The organism is Halomonas kalidii, from assembly GCF_030010475.1.
GTDB lineage: Bacteria > Pseudomonadota > Gammaproteobacteria > Pseudomonadales > Halomonadaceae > Halomonas > Halomonas heilongjiangensis.
In genome coordinates this window covers 84,576-99,145 of record NZ_JASCQN010000040.1, presented here as the reverse complement: position 1 = coordinate 99,145, position 14,570 = coordinate 84,576, and the positions used below count along the sequence as shown (strand labels likewise).

16 protein-coding genes and 3 tRNA genes are annotated in these 14,570 nt (G+C 67.5%); 4 read left to right on the top strand and 15 right to left on the bottom strand.

The features are described from left to right. Positions 1-408: 408 nt before the first annotated feature. The 3 genes from groL to QLQ85_RS11450 all read right to left on the bottom strand — a co-directional run bounded on the left by groL (position 409) and on the right by QLQ85_RS11450 (position 3,172). Positions 409-2,052, bottom strand: a complete 1,644-nt coding sequence (gene groL / locus QLQ85_RS11460) for a chaperonin GroEL (RefSeq protein ID WP_282739097.1) — start codon at positions 2,050-2,052, stop codon at positions 409-411. A gap of 78 nt (positions 2,053-2,130) precedes the next feature. Then, positions 2,131-2,424 carry a co-chaperone GroES gene (locus QLQ85_RS11455; protein WP_282723816.1) on the bottom strand — a complete coding sequence of 98 codons (294 nt, stop codon included), beginning with the start codon at positions 2,422-2,424 and terminating at the stop codon, positions 2,131-2,133. Positions 2,425-2,644: 220 nt separating this feature from the next. Continuing rightward, positions 2,645-3,172 (bottom strand): FxsA family protein, encoded by a 528-nt coding sequence (locus QLQ85_RS11450; RefSeq protein ID WP_282739096.1) that lies wholly within the window; start codon positions 3,170-3,172, stop codon positions 2,645-2,647. Between the two features lie 322 nt (positions 3,173-3,494). Here QLQ85_RS11450 and QLQ85_RS11445 point away from each other — a divergent pair, with 322 nt between their 5' ends. Further along, positions 3,495-4,256: an SDR family oxidoreductase gene (locus QLQ85_RS11445; protein WP_282739095.1), complete on the top strand. Its 762-nt coding sequence runs from the start codon at positions 3,495-3,497 to the stop codon at positions 4,254-4,256. A 45-nt stretch (positions 4,257-4,301) separates the two neighbouring features. On the opposite strand, the gene QLQ85_RS11440 is transcribed toward QLQ85_RS11445, so the two are convergent. Continuing rightward, positions 4,302-4,583, bottom strand: a complete 282-nt coding sequence (locus tag QLQ85_RS11440) for a ComEA family DNA-binding protein (RefSeq protein WP_282739094.1) — start codon at positions 4,581-4,583, stop codon at positions 4,302-4,304. A gap of 223 nt (positions 4,584-4,806) precedes the next feature. On the opposite strand from QLQ85_RS11440, the gene pyrF reads away from it, so the two are divergent. Continuing rightward, positions 4,807-5,508 (top strand): orotidine-5'-phosphate decarboxylase, encoded by a 702-nt coding sequence (gene pyrF, locus QLQ85_RS11435; protein WP_282739093.1) that lies wholly within the window; start codon positions 4,807-4,809, stop codon positions 5,506-5,508. Positions 5,509-5,511: 3 nt separating this feature from the next. On the opposite strand, the gene lapB is transcribed toward pyrF, so the two are convergent. The 3 genes from lapB to QLQ85_RS11420 form a co-directional block, all read right to left on the bottom strand. After that, positions 5,512-6,693, bottom strand: coding sequence for a lipopolysaccharide assembly protein LapB (gene lapB / locus QLQ85_RS11430; protein ID WP_282739092.1), 1,182 nt, complete (start codon positions 6,691-6,693; stop codon positions 5,512-5,514). Beyond that, the gene (locus tag QLQ85_RS11425) at positions 6,694-6,999 is read right to left on the bottom strand and encodes a lipopolysaccharide assembly protein LapA domain-containing protein (protein WP_102629341.1); all 306 of its coding nucleotides are present in this window, start codon (positions 6,997-6,999) and stop codon (positions 6,694-6,696) included. A gap of 67 nt (positions 7,000-7,066) precedes the next feature. Continuing rightward, positions 7,067-7,363 (bottom strand): integration host factor subunit beta, encoded by a 297-nt coding sequence (locus QLQ85_RS11420; protein ID WP_102629340.1) that lies wholly within the window; start codon positions 7,361-7,363, stop codon positions 7,067-7,069. Between the two features lie 202 nt (positions 7,364-7,565). On the opposite strand from QLQ85_RS11420, the gene QLQ85_RS11415 reads away from it, so the two are divergent. Both QLQ85_RS11415 and QLQ85_RS11410 read left to right on the top strand, forming a co-directional pair. Beyond that, positions 7,566-7,859 (top strand): FAD assembly factor SdhE, encoded by a 294-nt coding sequence (locus QLQ85_RS11415; protein WP_282739091.1) that lies wholly within the window; start codon positions 7,566-7,568, stop codon positions 7,857-7,859. After that, a complete protein-coding gene (locus QLQ85_RS11410) occupies positions 7,819-8,217 on the top strand; it encodes a protein YgfX (protein ID WP_282739090.1) in 399 nt (132 codons plus the stop codon). Before QLQ85_RS11415 ends, QLQ85_RS11410 begins: the two co-directional genes overlap by 41 nt. 41 nt (positions 8,218-8,258) lie before the next feature. Here the strand turns inward: QLQ85_RS11410 and nadB are convergent, their stop codons facing one another. The 8 genes from nadB to uvrY form a co-directional block, all read right to left on the bottom strand. Beyond that, entirely contained in the window at positions 8,259-9,839 is a 1,581-nt protein-coding gene (gene nadB / locus QLQ85_RS11405; RefSeq protein ID WP_282739089.1) for an L-aspartate oxidase, read from the bottom strand. Then, on the bottom strand, positions 9,832-10,965 hold the full coding sequence (locus QLQ85_RS11400) for an FUSC family protein (protein ID WP_282739088.1): 1,134 nt from the start codon (positions 10,963-10,965) through the stop codon (positions 9,832-9,834). The genes nadB and QLQ85_RS11400 overlap by 8 nt, the downstream gene beginning before the upstream one ends. Before the next feature lie 59 nt (positions 10,966-11,024). Further along, positions 11,025-11,111, bottom strand: a tRNA-Leu gene (locus QLQ85_RS11395). 32 nt (positions 11,112-11,143) lie between these two features. After that, a tRNA-Cys gene (locus QLQ85_RS11390) sits at positions 11,144-11,217 on the bottom strand. A 42-nt stretch (positions 11,218-11,259) separates the two neighbouring features. Further along, positions 11,260-11,334: transfer RNA gene (locus QLQ85_RS11385), tRNA-Gly, on the bottom strand. 63 nt (positions 11,335-11,397) lie between these two features. Further along, on the bottom strand, positions 11,398-11,946 hold the full coding sequence (gene pgsA, locus QLQ85_RS11380) for a CDP-diacylglycerol--glycerol-3-phosphate 3-phosphatidyltransferase (protein WP_282723806.1): 549 nt from the start codon (positions 11,944-11,946) through the stop codon (positions 11,398-11,400). Between the two features lie 68 nt (positions 11,947-12,014). Then, positions 12,015-13,829, bottom strand: a complete 1,815-nt coding sequence (uvrC, locus tag QLQ85_RS11375) for an excinuclease ABC subunit UvrC (protein WP_282739087.1) — start codon at positions 13,827-13,829, stop codon at positions 12,015-12,017. A gap of 63 nt (positions 13,830-13,892) precedes the next feature. Further along, positions 13,893-14,540, bottom strand: a complete 648-nt coding sequence (uvrY, locus tag QLQ85_RS11370) for a UvrY/SirA/GacA family response regulator transcription factor (protein WP_282739086.1) — start codon at positions 14,538-14,540, stop codon at positions 13,893-13,895. Positions 14,541-14,570: the final 30 nt, after the last annotated feature.

The window sequence follows — 14,570 nt, the reverse complement described above, 5'->3', positions numbered from 1 at the left end:
CTGGAAGGAGGGAGGCGTATGCCTCCCTCCTTCATTTCCTTCGTGGAAGACGCTGGGCCAGGCTGACCACTCATCGCCTTCGATTCCATTGGCGCGGATCGATGCGACCCTCATACATCGGCAGCTCCAGCACTGGGTCGTCTTCGCGGAACTGGGACCATACCCGGTTCAAGCCCGCAGTGCCGAAGGTGCGTGCACGCTCCACCTAATCCAGGTTCAGGACATCGGTGAGGATACCGGAGGTCGCCCCCGGCATTCGCGTGCGGACGTGGCCTTCAGGGGCGACGACCAGGCGGTGGCCAACGCCGGATTCGCGGGCCTGGAGCTTTCCTGATTCTGCAATAAAAAACCCCGCCGGTGTCCCGGCGGGGGTCGATCAGGCGGGTGCCTGGTGGGTCAGGGGGCTGGTTACATCATGCCGCCCATGCCACCCATGCCGCCCATGCCGCCCATGTCCGGAGCAGCATCCTTCTCTTCCGGATCGTCGGCGATCATGCACTCGGTGGTGATCATCAGACCTGCCACGGAGCCGGCGGACTGCAGCGCAGAGCGGGTCACCTTGGCCGGGTCCAGCACACCCATCTCGAACAGGTCGCCGAACTCGCCGGTCTGGGCGTTGTAGCCGAAGTTGCCTTCACCCGCCTTGACCTCGTTGAGGATCACGGAGGCTTCCTGGCCGGCGTTGGTGACGATCTGACGCAGCGGTGACTCCATGGCGCGCAGCGCAATGGCGATACCGTGGGTCTGGTCCTCGTTGTCGCCCTTGAGGTCCTTGATCTTGGTCAGCACGCGGACCAGGGCGGTACCACCGCCAGGCACCACGCCTTCCTCGACGGCGGCGCGAGTGGAGTGCAGGGCGTCCTCGACGCGAGCCTTCTTCTCTTTCATCTCCACTTCGGTGGCGGCACCGACGCGGATCACGGCGACACCGCCGGCCAGCTTGGCGACACGCTCCTGGAGCTTCTCGCGATCGTAGTCGGAGGAGGTCTCCTCGATCTGGGCGCGGATCTGGTTGACGCGGGCCTCGATGTCACCCTCGCCACCGGCACCATCGATGATGGTGGTGTTTTCCTTGGACATGGTGATGCGCTTGGCGCTACCCAGGTGATCCAGGGTGGCCTGCTCGAGGGTCAGACCCACTTCCTCGGAGATCACGGTGCCGTTGGTCAGGATGGCGATATCCTGCAGCATCGCCTTGCGACGATCACCGAAGCCGGGCGCCTTGGCGGCGGCGACCTTGACGATGCCGCGCATGGTGTTGACCACCAGCGTCGCCAGGGCTTCGCCCTCGATGTCCTCGGCGATGATCGCCAGCGGCTTGCCGGCCTTGGCGACGGATTCCAGCACCGGCAGCAGTTCGCGGATGTTGGAGATCTTCTTGTCGACCAGCAGCAGGTAGGGGTCTTCCAGCTCGACCGCCATGGTGTCCTGGTTGGTCACGAAGTAGGGCGACAGGTAGCCGCGGTCGAACTGCATGCCTTCGACCACTTCCAGCTCGTCTTCCAGGCCACGGCCTTCGTCGACGGTGATGACGCCTTCCTTGCCGACCTTCTCCATGGCCTCGGCGATGATCTCGCCGATAGGCGCGTCGCCGTTGGCGGAGATGGTACCGACCTGGGCGATGGACTTGCGCTCGGTGCAGGGCACGGCCAGGTTCTGGATCTCCTTGACCGCGGCGACGACGGCCTGGTCGATGCCGCGCTTGAGGTCCATCGGGTTCATGCCTGCGGTCACGCCCTTCATGCCTTCGGTGACGATGGACTGGGCCAGCACGGTGGCGGTGGTGGTGCCGTCACCGGCGACGTCGGAGGTCTTGGAAGCGACTTCCTTGACCATCTGGGCACCCATGTTCTCGAACTTGTCCTTGAGTTCGATCTCCTTGGCGACGGAGACGCCGTCCTTGGTCACGGTCGGGGCGCCGAAGGACTTCTCGAGCACCACGTTGCGGCCCTTCGGCCCCAGGGTGGCCTTCACGGCGTTGGCCAGGATGTCGACACCACGGGCCATGCGCTTGCGGGCGTCGTCGGAGAACTTGACTTGTTTTGCTGCCATTTTCGAAGTCTTCCTATGAGTTCGTGAACGTCAGATTTGAGCGGTATGCGTGCGAGTCTCGGCGTTGCGGAAGGCCGTTCAGCCTTCGACCACGGCCAGGATGTCGGACTCGCTCATGATCAGGACTTCCTCGCCGTCGATCTTCTGCTTCTCGACGCCGAAGCCCTCCTTGAAGATCACGGTGTCACCGGTCTTCACATCCAGCGGACGGACATCGCCGTTGTCGAGAATCCGGCCATTACCGACGGCGAGTACCTCGCCACGAGTCGGTTTTTCCTGGGCGTTACCCGGGAGCACGATGCCGCCAGCGGTTTTCTGTTCTTCTTCCACGCGACGGACGACGACGCGATCGTGCAAGGGACGGATGTTCATTGCTCACGTTCTCCTGATGGTTTGCTGTGCCATGACGTCACTGCCATGGCGGTTCATCATCACCCTCGCGGACGGGCCGCGAGGTGGAGGCGACGAATCGCCTTCCCTGTCGATGGCCCGGGGCTGACCCCGTGCCGAAGCCTGTTGCTGAGCGAGAAGTGGGGGCTGGGTAGGGGCTTTCAAGGGCGCCGAAGAAAAAAAATTCCTGCCCGGCTCTCGCTCAACGGCGCCGCTCGTCGCGGCCGATGAAATCGCCTTCCAGCGGTGCCTCCTGGGAGCCGCTGCTGGACGTTGCCTGCTCCTGTCGTGGGGCGTCGTCTCCCCGGCCGGCCTGTTGCCAGTCGGCATCGGGGCCCTGGTCGGGGCGAGTGCCATGGCCGTGCACCGTGCGGTGCTGCAGGCGGATGCCGAGCCACCCCAGCAGACGGCCGAGCAGGCGGCGGGCGTTGGGGAGCAGGCAGATGAACCCCAGGGCGTCGGAAAGGAAGCCAGGGGCCATCAGCAGCGCGCCGCCGAAGATCAGTGCCGCCCCGGTGAGCAGTTCGCCGGAGGGTACCTCGCCCCGCGCCATGCGCTCCTGGGCCCGGGCGAAGGTCGCGACCCCCTCGCGGCGTATCAGGTGCAGGCCGATGAAGCCGGTGGCCAGTACCAGGGCCAGGGTCGTCAGCAGGCCGATCTGGCTGCCGACGGAGAACAGGATGACGAAATCGAGCAGGGCGAAGAGAGTGAAGACAAGCAGAAAGGGCATGACGACTCCGCGGATGACAGTTTCGCAGAGGATGGGGGCGGCAGGAAAAAAATCAAGCGACGCGCCGTCCGACCGATCCTGCTTTGGCGAAGGTGGAATAGGCTTCCATATCTCGATATGGTAATGATGCAGTGCACAACGTTAGTTACATGAACGTTGGTTACATGAACGTTGGTTGCATGAACGTTGGTTGCATGAACGATGGTTGCATGAACGATGGTTGCATAGTGGTTGCATAATAACAGGATGAGTGCTCCGCAGGCTCGAGCCGCTGCCATGAGCCTGCGCAGGCGGCATGACCCTTTCCCCTGGAGAAGCGCATATGAAGCTCGCAAGTTCCATTGTCGCCATCACCGGCGGCGCCCGCGGCCTCGGCCTCGCCATGGCCCATCTGCTGGGGAGCCGTGGGGCGACCCCGGCTCTGCTCGACGTGGATGCCGCCTCCCTCGACCGGGCAGTCTCCAGCCTTCACGGCGCCGGCATCGAGGCGCGCGGTTTCGTGGTCAACGTGGCCGACGAGGCATCGGTCAAGCAGGCCTTCGGCGACATCGCGGCCTCCCTGGGCCCGGTCAACGGCCTGGTCAACAATGCCGGTATCCTGCGCGATGGCCTGCTGGTCAAGGCGAAGGAGGGGCGGGTCGAGAAGACCCTGTCGCTGGAGCAGTGGCAGCAGGTGATCGACGTCAACCTCACCGGGGTCTTCCTGTGCGGACGCGAGGCAGCCGCCCAGATGATCGAGGCGGAGTGCCAGGGCGTGATCGTCAATATCTCCAGCATCTCGCGGGCCGGCAACATGGGACAGAGCAACTATGCCGCGGCCAAGGCCGGGGTGGTGGCGTTGACTACGACCTGGGCGAGGGAGCTGGCGCGCTACGGCATTCGCGTGGGGGCGGTGGCGCCGGGCTTCATCGAGACCGACATGACCGCCTCGATGCGCCAGGACATGCTCGACAAGCTCGCTGCCGGGGTGCCGCTGGGCCGACTGGGGCAGCCGGCGGACATCGCCGAGAGCGTGGCCTTCATCATGGAGAACGACTACTTCAGTGGCCGGGTCATCGAGTGCGATGGTGGCTTGCGCCTATGAGGCGGTGTCGCGAAGGGCGGGCCAGTGCTGGCCCGCCCGGAGTGGCTAGAACTCCACCTGCTCCTGCAATCCCTCGACGGTGCTGGCGCCGATGCCGCTGACATTCGCCAGGTCGTCGGCACTCTCGAAGGGACCATTCGACTCGCGATACTCGATGATGGCCTCTGCCCGGCTGGGCCCGACCCCCGGGAGCTCGGTGAGCAGTTCGGCGTCGGCGGTGTTGACGTTGATGGGGGCTACCTCCTGGGCCAGTGCCGCCATGGACGATAGGCCCAGCAGCAGCCCGAGCAGCATCGCGGCGACGATCCCTCTGGTCCATTGTGTCATGTCGATTCTCCCTTTCAGTTCCTCTTGGCGTTAGACACCCCGCGGGTGCCCCTATCAAGCTAGCGCGAGCTTCCCGGTTGCAGGGTCGGCCATCGCCGCCAGTGGCTGTCGGCCGGTTGCCATGATCGTTGCAGGTTTTCTCCCACATCGGCCGTCCGCCAGGGCTGATATACTGGCGGCTGCGTGTTATCTGCCCAATGCCCACCTGCCTGGAGACCGGTCCGTGTCCACCGATTCGCCGCTGATCATTGCCCTCGACTACCCCTCCCTGGATGCCGCCCTGTGCATGGCCGACCAGCTGGACCCCGCGCGCTGCCGGGTCAAGGTGGGCAAGGAGCTGTTCACCCGCAGCGGGCCCGACGTGCTGGATGCCTTGCATGGGCGCGGTTTCGAAGTGTTCCTGGATCTCAAGTTCCACGACATCCCCAATACGGTGGCCGGTGCGGTGCAGGCCGCCGCCGAGCAGGGGACGTGGATGGTCAATGTTCATGCCGGCGGCGGGCGGCGCATGATGGAGGCCGCCCGGGAACGGCTCGACCGACATGGCCTTTCGACCCAACTGATCGCGGTCACGGTGCTGACCAGCATGGAGGCGGGGGACCTTGCCGAGGTGGGGGTCGCCGCGAGTCCCGCCGAGCAGGTCGAGCGCCTGGCGCTGCTGGCCCGCGACAGCGGCATGGACGGCGTGGTCTGCTCGGCCAGGGAGTCGGCCCGGCTGCGTACGCTGTGTGGCGATGATTTTCTGAAGGTGACGCCGGGCATTCGCCCGAGCTTCGCGGCTGCCGGCGATCAGCGGCGCATCATGGCGCCGAGCGACGCCCTGGCGGCCGGCAGTACCCATCTGGTGGTGGGGCGTCCGGTGACCCAGGCGGAGGACCCCATGGCGGCGCTTTCCGCCATCGAGGCGGAGCTGGCCGGGGAGTGATCGCTACTCGCCCTCGATACCGGTGATCGGCTTGGTGGTGCCCCAGCTGCGACAGCTGGGGCACTGCCAGTGCAGCTGCTCGCCGGCGAAGCCGCAGCGCCGGCAGCGGTGGCGGGGCAGGGCCTGGAGCAGGGTGCGGGTGTGGCGCTGGAGCAGCAGGATACGTTCGGCGGGTTGGCCCTGGCCGTCGTGTCGGTAGAGGTCCATCAGGTAGTCCACCGCGCCCAGGCTCGGCTCCCGGTCGAGTTGCTCGCCGACCAGGTCGAGGGCCGCCTGGAGCCCCTCGCGCTGGCGCAGCGTCTCGGCGAGCAGGATGATCACGCTGGTGTAGGGCGCGCGTTCGAGCAGCTCTCGCAGGCACTGGATCAGGCCCTCCTCGTCGTCCATCAGGCGATAGGCCCGGCCCAGTGGCTCGAGGATGGTGGGGGCGAAGGCCGGGTCCTGGTCGGGGATGCGCCTGAGGAGGCGGATCTCCTGCTTGTAGTGACCGGTGTCGTGCTCCATGCCGGCCAGCAGCAGGTTGGCGCGCACGCAGCGCTCGTCGGTGGCCAGCGCCTGGCGCAGGTGGCGCCGTGCCAGCGCCGGGCTCGAGGTGTGCCGCTCCTGCTCGGCCAGCTCGCAGAGCCAGTGGGCGGCGGCGCGGCGGATATCGTCGTGCTGGCGCACCATATGGGGCAGCGCCACGTCGAGAGCCGCCCTCCATTCGCCTTCACGCTCCAGCAGGTCGACCAGCAGTCGCTTGGCCGCCTGGCGGATCTCCTCGTCCGGGGTGTCGCGCACCAGGCTCTGCAGCAACCGTTCGGCGCGATCGAGCAGCCCCAGCTTGAGGAAGTCGCGTGACAGCTCGAGCTGTACGCGGTCGCTTTGCAGGGCGGTGAGGGTCGGGCGGGCGAGCAGGTTCTGGTGGATCTTCACGGCGCGGTCGGCCTCTCCGCGAGTGCGAAAGAGGTTGCCCAGGGTGATGTGGGTCTCGATGGTCTCGCTGTTGACCTCGAGGGCCGCGACGAAGGTCTCGATGGCCCGATCCTGCTGGTCATTGAGCAGATAGTTGAGGCCCACGAAATAATCCCGTGCAAGGGGCGTCGACGGCGCGGGATCGTGGTGTTTTCTGCGTTCGCGGCGGCCTAGCCACCAGCCGATGGCCACCGCTGCCAACAACAGCGCCAGCAGCAGAACATCGGGCATTTAGGGGAGTTCCTTCATCTCCTGGATGCGCAGGCGGTCGAGCTCCTTGCGCTGCTGCTGATTGTGGCGCTGGGCGCGGGTCAGCAGGGTGCGCAGGCGGAGATAGACGCCACTCATGGCCAGCATGCCGAGGAACACGCCGCAGGCCAGGGCCGCCAGCAACCATACCGACAGCGAGGCCGCGGGAAGCTCGATCCAGATCAGGTTGAGGGGCAGCGCCTGCTGGTTGTTGACGGCGAACAGGATGCCGATGAGCAGAACCGCCAGCAGGATGATGGCCAGGATCAGGCCTTTGAGCCAACGCATGAATGTGTCCCCTGTGATGTCAGTCGGTATGGCAATGGAAATCGGAACCCGATAGATGGTGTGGACCTCAGTAGCCCAGGGCGCGACTGGCATCCACCTGCTCGCGCAGCTCCTTGCCGGGCTTGAAGTGTGGCACGAACTTGCCGCTCAGCGCGACCGGTTCGCCGGTCTTGGGGTTGCGGCCGACCCGGGGCTCGCGATAGTGCAGCGAGAAGCTGCCGAAGCCACGGATCTCCACGCGTCCCCCTTCGGCCAGGGTGTCGGTGATGTCGTCGAGGATCAGGCGCACCGCCGCTTCGACTTCCTTGACCGACAGCTCGGGCTGCCGCATCGCAATCTGCTCGATCAACTCTGACTTGGTCATCGGCTCTCTCCATGCATTCGTGCCTGGGGCCTGTCTGTTCCCAGCGTTGTTGTTTTGTCAAAGCATACTGCGCAAAGCGTGATAAAACAACGAACTACGACTATTGAGGTTGGAACGGTCCCGTGCGGGCCGGTGCATGCTGCTGCCTGGAGGGGGCTCGGGTATACTGGCGCCACATTCATCCGCACTGTCGAGGTCGACGTTGAGCGAACAATCGTCCACGGACGCTGCCCTGCGCAAGCGGCTCTACTGGCACTCCCGCCGTGGCATGTGGGAGCTGGACCTGCTGCTGATTCCCTTCCTCGAACAGCGCTACGACGCCCTGGGCGAGACGGACCAGGCCGCCTACCGAGCGCTGATCGACGAGGAGGACCAGGACCTCTTCGCCTGGCTGATGCGTCGCGAGTGGCCGGAGGAGCCGCTGCGCCGCCGCATCGTGCAGATGATCGTCGAGCATGCCGAACACCCCGATAGCGCTGCGCATCGTCCCGTCTAGGCTGGCCCTGGCCGTCCATCTGCTGCTGGTTCTGGTCGTGAGCGGGCTGGCGCTGTGGTTCGCCCCGGCATGGGTCGCCTCGCTCGCCATCGTGAGCCTGGCCGGCGTGCTGGTGATCGAGGGGCGTCGCCGGTCGCGGGGGGAGCTTCGCGGGTCGCCGCGGCCCGCCGGCGAGACGAGCTGGCGCTGGCGAGAGGGTGCCGCCGCGCCGTGGCGGCCGGTGGCCCTGCGGTGCGACTACCTGGGGCCCTGGCTGATCGGCCTGCGCCTCGACGGGCGCCGACTCTGGCTCTGGCCCGACAGCAGCGATGCCGCCTCGCTACACGCGCTTCGGCGTGCGCTGGTCGCCTTGCCCTGACGGCCTGCCGGGTGCGGAGGGCGCGACGCGTCGTCGGCCCGTCACGCCTCGTCCAGATCGCTCAGCCGGATTCGCGATGGCCGCGGTGTCGGGTCGCCGTGGGCCGGGCAGTCGGGGTTGTAGTGCAGGCCGCGGGATTCGCGGCGTGCCCGGGCGCTGGCCACCGTTAGCCGTGCCAGGCGCAGGGCGTGCCAGAGGCTCGCCAGTTCGGCATCGGCTGCCGCCCGGCTCATCCGCGGGGCCAGCTCGGCCTGCAGGCGGGCCAGGCGGTCGGCAGCCTCGGCGAGGCCGGCGTCGCGGCGCACGATGGCGACCCGGGCGCTCATCACGCCGCGCATTACCTCGAACGCCTCGGCGACCGTCGCCGCGGGTAGCCGGTCGCTGCCGTGCGGCCCGGGCAGCAGGGGGGCGGTGGAGGCCGGTGCGGCGTGACACAGGCGTCGGGCGCAGCTGCGGGCGAATACCAGGCACTCCAGCAGCGAGTTGCTGGCCATGCGGTTGGCCCCGTGCAGGCCGGTGCAGGCGACCTCGCCGATGGCATGCAGTCGTGGCACCGTCGTGGCGCCGTCCAGGTCGGTGGCGACCCCGCCACAGCTGTAGTGGGCCGCCGGTACCACCGGGATCGGCGCCTGGGTGATATCGAGCCCGCGGCTCGCGCAATGGGCGTGGATGGTGGGGAAGTGGTGGCGGATCGCGGCCTCGCCCAGGTGGCGGATGTCGAGGAAGACATGGTCGCGGCCGGTACGCTGCATCTCGGCGTCGATGGCCCGGGCGACGATGTCGCGCGGGGCCAGCTCGGCCCGCGGGTCCAGCGCCGGCATGAAGCGCTCGCCCGCGGCGTTGAGCAGCAGCCCCCCCTCGCCGCGCACCGCCTCGCTGATCAGGAAGGGCGGGCCGTCCGGGTCGTAGAGACAGGTGGGGTGAAACTGCTGGAACTCCAGGTTCATCAGCTCGGCGCCGAGTTCGGCGGCCATCATCATGCCCTCGCCGCTGGCCGGGCGCGGGCTGGTGGTGTGGCGGTAGAGCCCGCTGGCGCCGCCGGTGGCGAGCACGGTGTCCTCGGCCGACAGGTCGTGCCGATCCCCCCCGGCGTCGAGGCAGCGAACCCCGCGGCAGTGACCGTCGACGTCGCCGATCAGGCCGATGGCGGTGAGGTCGTCGCGCAGGGCGATGTTCGGATGCGCCAGGGCGTGGGCCATCAGGGTGTCGACCACGGCCCGGCCGGTGGCGTCGTCGGCGTGGATGATGCGTCGCGCGCCGTGTCCGCCTTCACGCGTCAGGTGGTAGGGGTAGGCGGCCTCGGGGCTGGGGTCCGGGGTGAAGGGCACGCCCAGCGAGAGCAGCCACTCGATGGCCGCCGGGCCCTGCTCCACGGTGAAGCGTACGGCACGCTCGTCGCACAGGCCATCGCCGGCCACCAGGGTGTCGGCGACATGGGCGTCGAAATCGTCCAGCGGCGAGAGCACGGCGGCGATCCCGCCCTGGGCCCAGCGGCTGGCCCCCTGGTCGTCGCTGGCCGGGCGCAGCAGGGTGACCCGGCGCCGGTCGGCGACCTCCAGGGCCAGCACCAGGCCGGCGACGCCACCGCCGATGATCAGTACGTCATGCTTGCCGTCAGTCATCTCGCTTTCCTTTTTCGAGCTGGGCCGGCCGCTCGGTGGCGCCGGCACGGTGCGAGGCACTGCGCAGGCGCCTGCTGGGCAGGCGCGTCAGGCTGCCGAGGCGTTCCACCAGCGCGTCGGTCAGGCGCGCCAGCTCGCGGTTGAGCCATAGATAGCCGCTGGGGCTGAAGAGCGCCCGGCCGTTGTCGGTGCGGGCATTGCAGGCCAGCTCGGCATGACGTTGCAGGTCGAACTGACTGACCCGGACCTCGATGGGCTGGCCGGTGCGCACCTGGAAGGCCAGGCTGCCGAGGTCCCGGGCCAGGCGGTGCTGTTCGTCGCGCAGCCCGCTCATGGCATCGATACGATCATGTCCGGCGCGGGTCGTCCAGTGGGTCTCGAGCAGCAGTTCGACGGTCGAGAGCATGCGGCGCTGCAGGGAGATGATGTCGTCGAGCTCGTCGCGGCGCAGCCGGCGCTCCCGGTGGATGGCGTCGACCAGGCCCCGCTGCTTGACCAGCAGGGCGCTGGTGGCCTTGAGCAGTGCCCGGGTGTCGACATCCGCCGACGAGGTGGCCGAGGTGTGGGCGTGGTAGAGCCGCGCCAGGCGATCCAGGTTCTCGGCGAGCATGAAGCGCATCATGTCGGTGGCCTTCTGGGGCAGCACCAGGACCGTGACGGCGATGCCCACCAGGGTGCCGAGCAGCACGTCGAAGGACCGCCACAGGCCGAGGCCGAGGTCATGGCTGCCGTCGCCGATCACCAGCAGCAGGCTGATGGCGAACATCAGGCCGCTGTAGCCGTGGCGTTTGCCGAAGGTGATCCAGGTGGCCACCCCGATGCCGGCCAGGGCGCCGGCCGGTACCAGCTGATGCACGGGCAGCGGCAGCAGGATCAGCGTGAGCCCCCAGCCCGCCCCGAGCAGGGTGCCGAGCAGGCGCTGCCGCCCCTTGTCGAGCACGCCGCCGATGTGCGGCAGGTTGCCCATCACCATGACGGTGCTGACCAGCGCCCAGCTGGAGTGGGGGATGGTGAACACATTGATGACGGCGTAGGTGATCGTGAGTGCCAGCAGTACACGCAGCACGTGCAGCTTTCGGCGGTGCCGATAGTTGAAGTGGGGGTCGCGCAAACGCGGCAGGATCATGAAGCGATGCCCCGCTCGTAGCCTGGAAGCGGAAGGGTCCAGAGTCGAAGCCAGGAGGCTGGTGCCCGGAGCCGGGCTCGAACCGGCACGGTGTCGCCACCGAGGGATTTTAAGTCCCTTGCGTCTACCAATTTCGCCATCCGGGCGGCATGGGTTCGGGCGAAAAGTCGGGGGAAGATGGAGGCTGGAGTCGGAATCGAACCGGCGTACACGGAGTTGCAGTCCGCTGCATAACCACTCTGCCATCCAGCCTCATCGAGCCGTTCCCTGTCGAGAAGCTCTCGACGGAGAGAATGGAGCGGGAAACGAGATTCGAACTCGCGACCCTCGCCTTGGCAAGGCGATGCTCTACCACTGAGCTATTCCCGCTCGACTCGAGAGCGAATTATACGGATAAGTCGGTGACTGTCAAACGCTTTTCACTGCCCGTCGTCACATCGAGCGACTCAGGTGAGGCCAGGCGGCGCGCAGGTAGAGGATCATCGACCACAGGGTCAGCACGGCGGCCAGGTAGAGAGTGGCGACGCCGATATTGGCCAGCGACGAGCCGGGGGCGAAGGCCAGCAGCACCAGCAGGGCGATCATCTGCAGGCTGGTCTTGACCTTGCCGATCCAGGAGACCGCCACCTGGCCGCGCTTGCCCATCTCGGCCATCCATTCGCGCAGCGCCGAGATGACGATCTCGCGACCGATGATCACCAGCGCCGGCAGGGTCAGCCAGAGGGCCTCGTAGCGCTCGATCAGCAGGGCCAGGGCCACCACCACCATGAGCTTGTCGGCCACCGGGTCGAGGAAGGCGCCGAAGGGGGTCGACTGGTCCCAGAGGCGCGCCAGGTAGCCGTCGAGCCAGTCGGTGAGCGAGGCCAGACCGAAGAGCCCGGCGGCCACCGGCATGCTCCAGGCGAAGGGCAGATAGAACAGCACCACCAGCAACGGGATGAAGATGATACGAGCCAGGGTCAGAATGTTGGGTATGTTCATCGGGTGATGCTGTCCTTGCCGGTAGGGTGGGGCCAAGAGGCCACTCATTCTATCCAGCTTGGGCGCCGTCATCCATGCAGGGCGCGATGAATCGTCTCGGCGAGGGTGGCGCTGATGCCCGGAACCCGCGCCAGCTCCTCGCGGCTGGCCTGCTTCACGCCCTGCAGCCCGCCGAAGAAGCGCAGCAGCTCGCGTCGACGGCGCGGCCCCACGCCGGGGATCTCCTGCAGGGTCGAGGTGCGTCGGGCCTTGTCGCGCCGGGCCCGGTGCCCGGCGATGGCGAAGCGGTGAGATTCGTCGCGGATATGCTGGATCAGGTGCAGGGCGGGGGAGGCGCCATCGAGGTCGAGGCTGCGCTCGACGGTCTCGACGAACAGCGTCTCGAGCCCCGCCTTGCGGGTGGTGCCCTTGGCCACCCCGAGCAGCATCACGCCTTCGACGCCGAGTTCGGCGAACACCTCGCGCGCCATGTTGAGCTGGCCCTTGCCGCCGTCGACGATCAGGATGTCGGGCCGTTCGCCCTCGCCCTCCTTGAGCCGCCGGAAGCGACGGGTCAGGACCTGGCGCATGGCGGCGTAGTCGTCGCCGGCGGCCACGCCCTCGATGTTGAAGCGGCGGTAATCGGACTTGCGCGGCCCGTTCGCGTCGAACACCACGCAGGACGCCACCGTGGCCTCGCCGTGGCTATGGCTGATGTCGTAGCACTCCAGGCGCCGCGGCACTGCCTCGAGGTGCAGGGCCTCGCGCAGGGCCTCGAAGCGATGGGACAGCTGGGCCTGGCCGGCGAGCTGGCTGGCGAGCTGCTGCTCGGCGTTGGTCCGGGCAAGCTCCCGCCACTGGGCGCGGTGGCCGCGCACCTGGTCGGCCAGCCGCACGCGCCGGCCGGCGCGCTCGGCCAGCGCCCGGGCGATCAGGTCGGCGTCCGGCACCCGGTGGCTGGTGATCACCTCCTGGGGGATCTCCCGGGCCTGGCCCAGATAGAACTGGCTGACGAAATCGCCGAGCAGGGCCTCGGGGCCCAGGTCCAGGCCGTTGCTCGGGGCGTGGTGGCGGGCGCCCAGCAACCGGCCCTGGCGCACCGTCAGCACCGAGATGCACAGCGCCCCGGGGCGGCTCGCCAGGGCGAACACATCGGCATCGCCAGCGGCGGTGTCGACGAACTGGCGTTGCTGGAGCTGGCGCAGGTGCTGGATCTGATCGCGCAGCCGGGCCGCCTCCTCGAAGTCCAGGTCGCGGCTGGCGGCTTCCATGTCGCGGGTCAGCTCGCGAGTGACCTGCTCGCTCTTGCCCTCCAGGCACTGCACGGCGTGCTCGAGATCGCGGCGGTAGTCGGCCTCGTCGATGTAGCCGACGCAGGGCGCGCTGCAGCGCTGGATCTGGTGCTGCAGGCAGGGACGGGTGCGGTGGGCGAAGACGCTGTCCTCGCAGTTGCGGATGCGGAAGATCTTCTGCATCAGCGACAGGCTCTCGCGTACCGCGCCGCTGCTCGGGTAGGGGCCCAGGTAGCGGCCGTCGTCGCGCCGGGTGCGGGCGCGCTTGTACTCCAGTGCCGGGAAGGGGTGGCGATCGGTGACGAAGACGAAGGGATAGGATTTGTCGTCGCGCAGCAGGATGTTGTAGGGCGGACGCAGCTCCTTGATCAGCGTCTGTTCCAGCAGCAGCGCCTCGGTCTCGCTGTTGGTCACCGTGACCTGAATATCGCCGATGCGGGCGACCAGGGCCTGGGTCTTGGTGTTCAGCGCCCCGCGGAAGTAGCTCGCCAGCCGTGCCTTGAGCCGGCGGGCCTTGCCCACGTAGAGGGTCTCGCCCTGATCGTCGAGCATGCGGTAGATGCCGGGGGACTCGCTGACGGTGTCGAGGAAGTGGCGGTGGTCGAAGCTCATGCGGGAAACGCGGCCGGGACGACGGGAGTGTCATCCTAGCAGATCGTTCGGGCGGGGGGGGACTCACTCCACGCTTGCGTAGCCGTCGACCAGACCGTGGCGCAGTCCCAGGTGCGTCAGTTCCACGTCGGAGTGGACGCCGAGTTTCTCGAAGATCCGGTAGCGGTAGGTGTTGACCGTCTTGGGGCTGAGGAAGAGCCGATCGGAGATATCGGCCACCTTCTGGCAGTTGACGATCATCATCGCCACCTGCAGTTCGCGCTGCGAGAGCTGGTCGAAGGGGTTATCCTGGGAGTCGATTCGCGACAGTACCAGGCGTTGGGCGATCTCGGGGCTGACGTAGCGCTGGCCGGCGAAGACGCTGCGAATGGCCCCGACCATCTCGTCGTGCTGCGAACCCTTGCTGATGAAGCCGTGAGCCCCGGCCTCCAGCAGGCGTTGGGCGAAGGTCTCCTCGAGAAAGGCGGTCAGCACCAGCACCCGGGTCTCGTCCATGCCCCGGGTGATCTTGCGGGTCGCTTCGAGGCCGCCGATGCCGGGCATGCGGATATCCATCAGCACGATGTCCGGACGCAGGGTGCGGACCTGGGTGATGGCATCCTCCCCGTCGGCGGCCTCGCCGACCACGCTGATGTCCTCCTCGGCATTCAGCAGGTGGGCAATGCTGGTCCTTACCAGGTGGTGATCATCGGCAACAAGAACCCGGATCAAGGCAGTGCCTCCTGAGCGAAATGGCGGATC

Bases quoted from the DNA above. Each gene is read 5' to 3' on its own strand.
- QLQ85_RS11400 (WP_282739088.1), bottom strand. From the start codon at position 10,965: ATGATCCTGCCGCGTTTGCGCGACCCCCACTTCAACTATCGGCACCGC.
- lapB (WP_282739092.1), bottom strand. From the start codon at position 6,693: ATGCCCGATGTTCTGCTGCTGGCGCTGTTGTTGGCAGCGGTGGCCATC.
- QLQ85_RS11450 (WP_282739096.1), bottom strand. From the start codon at position 3,172: ATGCCCTTTCTGCTTGTCTTCACTCTCTTCGCCCTGCTCGATTTCGTC.
- nadB (WP_282739089.1), bottom strand. From the start codon at position 9,839: ATGACTGACGGCAAGCATGACGTACTGATCATCGGCGGTGGCGTCGCC.
- groL (WP_282739097.1), bottom strand. From the start codon at position 2,052: ATGGCAGCAAAACAAGTCAAGTTCTCCGACGACGCCCGCAAGCGCATG.
- pgsA (WP_282723806.1), bottom strand. From the start codon at position 11,946: ATGAACATACCCAACATTCTGACCCTGGCTCGTATCATCTTCATCCCG.
- QLQ85_RS11425 (WP_102629341.1), bottom strand. From the start codon at position 6,999: ATGCGTTGGCTCAAAGGCCTGATCCTGGCCATCATCCTGCTGGCGGTT.
- QLQ85_RS11410 (WP_282739090.1), top strand. From the start codon at position 7,819: ATGCCGAACACCCCGATAGCGCTGCGCATCGTCCCGTCTAGGCTGGCC.
- QLQ85_RS11455 (WP_282723816.1), bottom strand. From the start codon at position 2,424: ATGAACATCCGTCCCTTGCACGATCGCGTCGTCGTCCGTCGCGTGGAA.
- QLQ85_RS11440 (WP_282739094.1), bottom strand. From the start codon at position 4,583: ATGACACAATGGACCAGAGGGATCGTCGCCGCGATGCTGCTCGGGCTG.
- QLQ85_RS11445 (WP_282739095.1), top strand. From the start codon at position 3,495: ATGAAGCTCGCAAGTTCCATTGTCGCCATCACCGGCGGCGCCCGCGGC.
- uvrC (WP_282739087.1), bottom strand. From the start codon at position 13,829: ATGAGCTTCGACCACCGCCACTTCCTCGACACCGTCAGCGAGTCCCCC.
- QLQ85_RS11420 (WP_102629340.1), bottom strand. From the start codon at position 7,363: ATGACCAAGTCAGAGTTGATCGAGCAGATTGCGATGCGGCAGCCCGAG.